The sequence below is a fragment of the Micropruina sp. genome, from assembly GCF_047607385.1.
Lineage (GTDB): Bacteria > Actinomycetota > Actinomycetes > Propionibacteriales > Propionibacteriaceae > Micropruina.
Window position 1 is genome coordinate 1 of sequence record NZ_JASGDE010000055.1, and the last position, 5,219, is coordinate 5,219.

Here is a 5,219-nt window from a genome sequence, read left to right on the forward strand (position 1 = left end):
CACCGAGCCGCCGTCGGCCGAGTTGGTGGAGTCGACCCGCACCATCTTCCGCTCCCGCGGGCTGACCACCTACTGAGGAGCGCGGATTTTCGCTGGTCGAGCTTGTCGAGACCGCTCTGGCAACGGGTTTCGACAAGCTCAACCAGCGAGAGGCCGCTCTATGGCCGAGTGGACCAAGGATCGATCAGGTCGATCCCGGTGTGCGCGAAGTCCCTGGCGTTCCGGGTCGCGCAGGCAGCGGCATGCGCGCGACAGATCGCGGCGATCTGAGCGTCGGCGGTGCTGATCGGCAGCCCTGCCTTCTCGCGGACTGCGAGGATGTCGGCGTAGTGGGGGGCTGCCAGGTGATCGAACGGCAGGATGGCCTGGGTATCCCGGTGGGACTGCAGGGCGGAGTCGATCGCGACGCCCAGCGTCGTCCTGCGACGGCCTTGCGGCAGGTGGCGGACGCCGGCCAGCAATTCGGCGTAGGTGACCGCCGTGATGGCAACATCGCCGGTGAGCGCCTGCAGCCATGCGACCACCTGCGCGGCCGGTTGCGGACGGAATGCCTCCGAGATGACGTTGGTGTCGATGACGATCACTCGAAGTCTGCCGCTCGCGCGATGTCGGCGCGCTCGGGGATCGGCAGGTCATCGATCCCTCCGACCTCCTGCGCGGCCTGCATGAGGGCCAAACCGATGTGCGGCCGGTGCACGGACTTGGTAAGGATGTCGCGAACCTCTGCCTCCATGGAGCGTCCGTGCGCTTTGGCCTGGACGGCAAGTCGTTGCTTCACCGAATCGTCGATCCCGCGGACGATGATCGCGGCCATCGGCCCACCTCCTTGCTTTGATATCAATCATGATATCAGAGTTCGAGAAGGTTGATGCGGACGATCCGCGGCCGAGTGTCTCGCCGAGCGATGCGGGCGACTCGGCAGATCGTTCTCGCTGCGGCAGGACGCCGGACCCGGGCGCGGGGTAGCTTCGGAGTTGATGTCAGTGCCGGGCAACGAGGCCCGCTGGGCATCGAAAGAGGGGATTCTGATGGTTCTGGATCTTGCGGCGCTACGGAATGCGGCGCTGACTTCGGAGATCGCATGGCAGCCGGGGCCGACCGCCAATTCGGGGTTGTCGCGGTTGCATGCCCGAGCCCGGCTCGGCGCGGTCCCGCCGGACGGCATGGCCGGTTTGCAGGAGCGCGTGCAGACCGCGTCCGCGCGGCTGACGGCGCCGACCGGCACCGTCGCGTCCGCGGCCGCCGCACCTGCCAAGTACGACTGGCGCAAGGCGTCCGGGGGCAACTATGTGACCTCGGTCAAGGACCAGGCGGGCTGCGGGTCCTGCGTCGCCTTCGGCGTGGTCGGGGTGCTGGAGTCGATGGTGCGGATTGCCGCCAAGCAGCCCGGCCTGGCGGTGGATCTGTCGGAGGCCTACGCGTACCACTGCCTGGGGGCGACCCACGGTGCGATCCCGTGCCCGGAGGGCGGCTGGTGGCCGGACGAGGCGCTGGCCGCGATGAAGGCCGGCATCACCGACGAACTCAACTACCCCTACACCGATGACGCCCAGCCCTGCCGCCGGGGATCCGACTGGAAGTCGCGGCTGACCAAATTCGGCGGCTTCGTCCGCAAGACGTCGGTGAGTTCGATGAAGACCTACCTGTCGACGGTGGGCCCGATGGTGGCCTGCTTCACAATCTACGAGGATTTCTTCTACTACTACGCCGGCGGGGTCTACAAATACAACGCGAAGACCTCCGGGGACATCATCGGCGGGCACTGTGTCGCGATCGTCGGCTACGACGACGCTAAGAAATGCTGGATCGCCAAGAACAGCTGGGGCACCGGTTGGGGCGAGGCCGGCTACTTCCGGATCGCCTACGGCAGCGCCGGGATCGACGCCGAGATGTGGGGAATCAACGGCACGATCAGTTCACCGCTGATCCGGACCGATCTGCAGGTGTTGCTGGCCGGCGCCGGGAATGTCTACCAGACCGGACGGAACAAGACCGGCAAGTGGCAATCGCCGGTGGTCCGGCTCGATACCGGGACGCCCGGCGATCCCGGTGCGTTCACCGCGGTGACCGCGACCGCGACGATCAACCGGCTGCACGTGCTCGGACTGGTCGGCGGCACCCTGTGGTACACCCGCAAGCGCAGCGACGCCGGCTGGGCGAAGTGGGAACGACCGTCCTCGACGCTGCCGTCCGGGGTCTCGGCCTGGGACGCGGTCAGCTGCGCCGCCGTCGGTGACACCGTGCAGGTCGCCGGATTGGCCGCCGGTGGCATCTGGCACACCCAGCGGAACGCCAAGGGTGTTTGGCAGCAGGCCTGGGCGAAGGCTGCGGCCGGCAACACGGCGGCGGGCAAGTTCACCGCGCTGAGCTGCGTCACCCGGGGCAGCGAGACGAACGTGGTCGCCGTGGCAGGCGGAAAGTTGTGGCTGATCACCCGCAAGAAGGACGGAAGCTGGACGGCTCCCGCGCGGATCAACGCGTCTGACGGTGCGGTGCCCGGCTCCTTCACCGCGGTCAGCGCGGCCACGGTGGACGGCGGGCTGAACCTGGTCGCGTTGAGTGGGGGCAAGCCATGGCTGCTGGAAAGGTCCAGCAGCGGCACCTGGGGTGCGTTCCGGCAGCTGCCGCCGGCCGCCGCGGGAACCGTCTTCACCGCGGTCGCCTGCGCCGACGTCGGCGCCACCCTCCACGTGCTGGGGCTCGCGGCCGGGAAACCGTGGCACACCCTGCGGAACCCGGACGGCAGCTGGCAGGCGAAGTTCGGCTCGGCCGGCGGCCAGTTCACCGGGGAACCGGCGACCATCGTGGCGCTGGACGGCGCTTGATGGCCGACGACGTCCCCGGCGCCGGGCTGCCCGAGGTCGTGGTGCTCCGGGTGGGTGAGGTTCGCGAACTCGTCCTGCCCGGCCTGGGGACGTCCGGCTATCGGTGGAGCGAGGTTCTGGACGGTGATTCCGCGGTGGTCGAGTTGGCTTGGCGCCGCGGTTTCCCGGCCGGCGGTGAGCTGCGTCCGATCGGTGCCAGCGCCCCGGAGCGGCTGTCGATCACCGGGGCCTCGCCGGGCCGGGTCAGCGTCCGGCTGGTCCAGCAGCGTCCCTGGGAGCAGGGTCGCCCACGAGCTGAGCGCGCCGTCGACGTGCAGGTTCTTCCGCCCGAGGAGGACCCGGGACGGTAGCGGAGGCCTCCTGCTGGAGGCGGGCCTACGATCGCGCCGGCTCAGCTGTCGATGCGGAACTCGTCACCGGGTGGCCGCATGGACGGTGCGGTCGCTGTGTCGATCAGGCGCCGTCCGGTCGTGGCGACGTCAACGTGATCGGTAGTGGAGGTAGGTCAGGCCGTTGTCGAAGATGTGGTGCTCGACCAGGCTCAGATCGAGGTGCGCGTCATCGGGCAGTGCGCTCAGGCCTCCGCCCACGGCCTTCGGAACGATGAAGAACCTGAAATCCCGCACCATGCCGGCGCGAATCGCCGCACTCGCGGTGCTGGGGCCGAAGATCTCGACCTCGCCCGGGGCGTCCCGCACGATCTGTTCGAGGTCGGTCAGATCGAGCGTGCGGACAAGGCGAGCCCGGTCGGGCGCGAGCTGGTCCGGCGACAATGTGGACGAGACCACGACCTTTTCCAGTCGTCGCCAGCGTCGGGCGAACTCGTCCTCGGCGGCGCCCCAGGAGTCGTCGTCGGGGTCGGCCTCCCAGTACTTCATCAGCAGGTAGGTGTTGCGTCCCAGCACCTCGGTGGAGACCAGGCCCATCCGGTCGATGTGGAGCTGAAAGACCTCGTCGGACGGGCCGGACCACTGGAAGTCGCCGGTGGCGTCCGCCACGTAGCCGTCGAGTGAGATGGTGGCGGTGTAGCTCAGGGTTCCCATGTTCGTCAGCCTTTCTCGACCAGCGCCGGGGTGGTCGGTCTTGGTGTGTGAGCTCACCCGCGCTGCTTCCGGTTCCACAGCTGATGCGTCACCCCACTGGACGTGCTGATGGATTCGATCTCGAATCTGTCCTCCAGGCCGGCCAGATCATCCCAGATCCGGACGCCGGAGCCGAGCACGATCGGGACGATAGAAAGATGGAGGAAATCGATGAGATCGGCCTGGAGGAAGGCGTTCACGGTCGACGGTCCGCCACCGATTCGGACGTCCAGGCCGCCGGCCGCGGCCTTCGCCAAGTGAAGTGCATCCTCCGGCGAGGCGTCCACGAAATGGAAGCTGGTGCCGTTGGCGAACTCCATGGTTTCGCGCGGGTAGTGGGTCAGGATGAACACCGGAGTGCGGAACGGGGGTTCGTCTCCCCACCATCCACGCCAGCCGTCGTCGGTCCATTCGCCGGACTGGGGTCCGAATTTGCGGCGGCCCATGATTTCCGCCCCGATGCCCTGGCCCCACATGCTGAATAGTGCCCGATCTGCCGTTATCGGATCGTCCATGCCGTGGACGCCATGAATGACGCGTCCGTCGAAGTACCGGAAGAGGGCGCCGGCGCCGCCGATCGGTTGCTCGATCGTCACCCGATCGCCGGCGGCGTACCCGTCCGAGGAGACGAGCAGGTTGTGGACTCGCGTGCGGAACATGGCAACTCCCCAGGTGGTTGCAATCTAAGATCACTTGCACTGTAGCGCAGGGTGGTTTCTGTCTGCAAGCACTTTGTGTGGCCGGCTGCTGGGCGAGCAGCTGCGTCACCCGGGCGACTCCGGGGTGAGATCTGCTTCACTGATCTCGCCATGCGCTACCTCGACCACGAACCCGGCGGCTGGTTCCTGCTGGAGCGGGACGGTGCGCTCTGCCTGGACGTTCGATACAGCTACAGCGCGCTGACTCGGACCGCCGAACGCCGTCGACCCGACCTGAAGGAGGACCACTGATGGCTGACGCTGGCATCGCCGCGGCCGTGCGGAGAGTGGCCGAGGGTGATCCTCGGATCGTCTGCATCTGTGGCTCGACCCGTTTCCGAGACCAGATCATGGAAGCCAATCAGCTGTTGACCTTGGTCGGCATCATCGTCCTGGCGCCGGCCCTGTTCCAGCACAGTGGTGACGTGGTCACCGACGAGCAGAAGCGGGTCCTGGACGAGCTTCACCTCAAGAAGATCGATCTCGCAGACGCGGTGCTCGTTGTCGATCCGGGCGGCTATATCGGTGAGTCGACGACCCGGGAAATCGCGTACGTCCAATCCACTGGCAAGCCCACGTTCAGGCTCTCAGTCACCGACGATCGCGCAGTGTGA

8 protein-coding genes are annotated in these 5,219 nt (G+C 67.4%); 4 read left to right on the forward strand and 4 right to left on the reverse strand.

Features of this window, described 5'->3' with window-relative positions; genetic code table 11:
* Nucleotides 1-158: 158 nt before the first annotated feature.
* Complete coding sequence (locus tag QM582_RS05320) at nt 159-584, reverse strand: type II toxin-antitoxin system VapC family toxin (RefSeq protein ID WP_415082413.1); 426 nt, start codon at nt 582-584, stop codon at nt 159-161.
* A complete protein-coding gene (locus QM582_RS05325) occupies nt 581-814 on the reverse strand; it encodes a FitA-like ribbon-helix-helix domain-containing protein (protein ID WP_415082415.1) in 234 nt (77 codons plus the stop codon). The genes QM582_RS05320 and QM582_RS05325 overlap by 4 nt, the downstream gene beginning before the upstream one ends.
* A 214-nt stretch (nt 815-1,028) precedes the next feature.
* Here QM582_RS05325 and QM582_RS05330 point away from each other — a divergent pair, with 214 nt between their 5' ends.
* Together QM582_RS05330 and QM582_RS05335 are read left to right on the forward strand one after the other, a co-directional pair.
* The gene (locus QM582_RS05330) at nt 1,029-2,825 is read left to right on the forward strand and encodes a C1 family peptidase (protein ID WP_415082417.1); all 1,797 of its coding nucleotides are present in this window, start codon (nt 1,029-1,031) and stop codon (nt 2,823-2,825) included.
* Nucleotides 2,825-3,175 (forward strand): protease inhibitor I42 family protein, encoded by a 351-nt coding sequence (locus QM582_RS05335; RefSeq protein WP_415082419.1) that lies wholly within the window; start codon nt 2,825-2,827, stop codon nt 3,173-3,175. The genes QM582_RS05330 and QM582_RS05335 overlap by 1 nt, the downstream gene beginning before the upstream one ends.
* Nucleotides 3,176-3,304: 129 nt before the next feature.
* On the opposite strand, the gene QM582_RS05340 is transcribed toward QM582_RS05335, so the two are convergent.
* Nucleotides 3,305-3,868: a dihydrofolate reductase family protein gene (locus QM582_RS05340; protein ID WP_415082421.1), complete on the reverse strand. Its 564-nt coding sequence runs from the start codon at nt 3,866-3,868 to the stop codon at nt 3,305-3,307.
* Nucleotides 3,869-3,921: 53 nt separating this feature from the next.
* Nucleotides 3,922-4,566, reverse strand: coding sequence for a dihydrofolate reductase family protein (locus tag QM582_RS05345; protein ID WP_415082422.1), 645 nt, complete (start codon nt 4,564-4,566; stop codon nt 3,922-3,924).
* A gap of 150 nt (nt 4,567-4,716) precedes the next feature.
* On the opposite strand from QM582_RS05345, the gene QM582_RS05350 reads away from it, so the two are divergent.
* Both QM582_RS05350 and QM582_RS05355 read left to right on the forward strand, forming a co-directional pair.
* A complete protein-coding gene (locus QM582_RS05350) occupies nt 4,717-4,857 on the forward strand; it encodes a hypothetical protein (protein ID WP_415082424.1) in 141 nt (46 codons plus the stop codon).
* Nucleotides 4,857-5,219, forward strand: coding sequence for a hypothetical protein (locus tag QM582_RS05355; protein WP_415082426.1), 363 nt, complete (start codon nt 4,857-4,859; stop codon nt 5,217-5,219). Before QM582_RS05350 ends, QM582_RS05355 begins: the two co-directional genes overlap by 1 nt.

Coding starts and splice junctions, on each gene's coding strand:
- QM582_RS05325 (WP_415082415.1), bottom strand. CDS start 814: ATGGCCGCGATCATCGTCCGCGGGATCGACGATTCGGTGAAGCAACGA.
- QM582_RS05330 (WP_415082417.1), top strand. CDS start 1,029: ATGGTTCTGGATCTTGCGGCGCTACGGAATGCGGCGCTGACTTCGGAG.
- QM582_RS05335 (WP_415082419.1), top strand. CDS start 2,825: ATGGCCGACGACGTCCCCGGCGCCGGGCTGCCCGAGGTCGTGGTGCTC.
- QM582_RS05340 (WP_415082421.1), bottom strand. CDS start 3,868: ATGGGAACCCTGAGCTACACCGCCACCATCTCACTCGACGGCTACGTG.
- QM582_RS05345 (WP_415082422.1), bottom strand. CDS start 4,566: ATGTTCCGCACGCGAGTCCACAACCTGCTCGTCTCCTCGGACGGGTAC.
- QM582_RS05350 (WP_415082424.1), top strand. CDS start 4,717: ATGCGCTACCTCGACCACGAACCCGGCGGCTGGTTCCTGCTGGAGCGG.
- QM582_RS05355 (WP_415082426.1), top strand. CDS start 4,857: ATGGCTGACGCTGGCATCGCCGCGGCCGTGCGGAGAGTGGCCGAGGGT.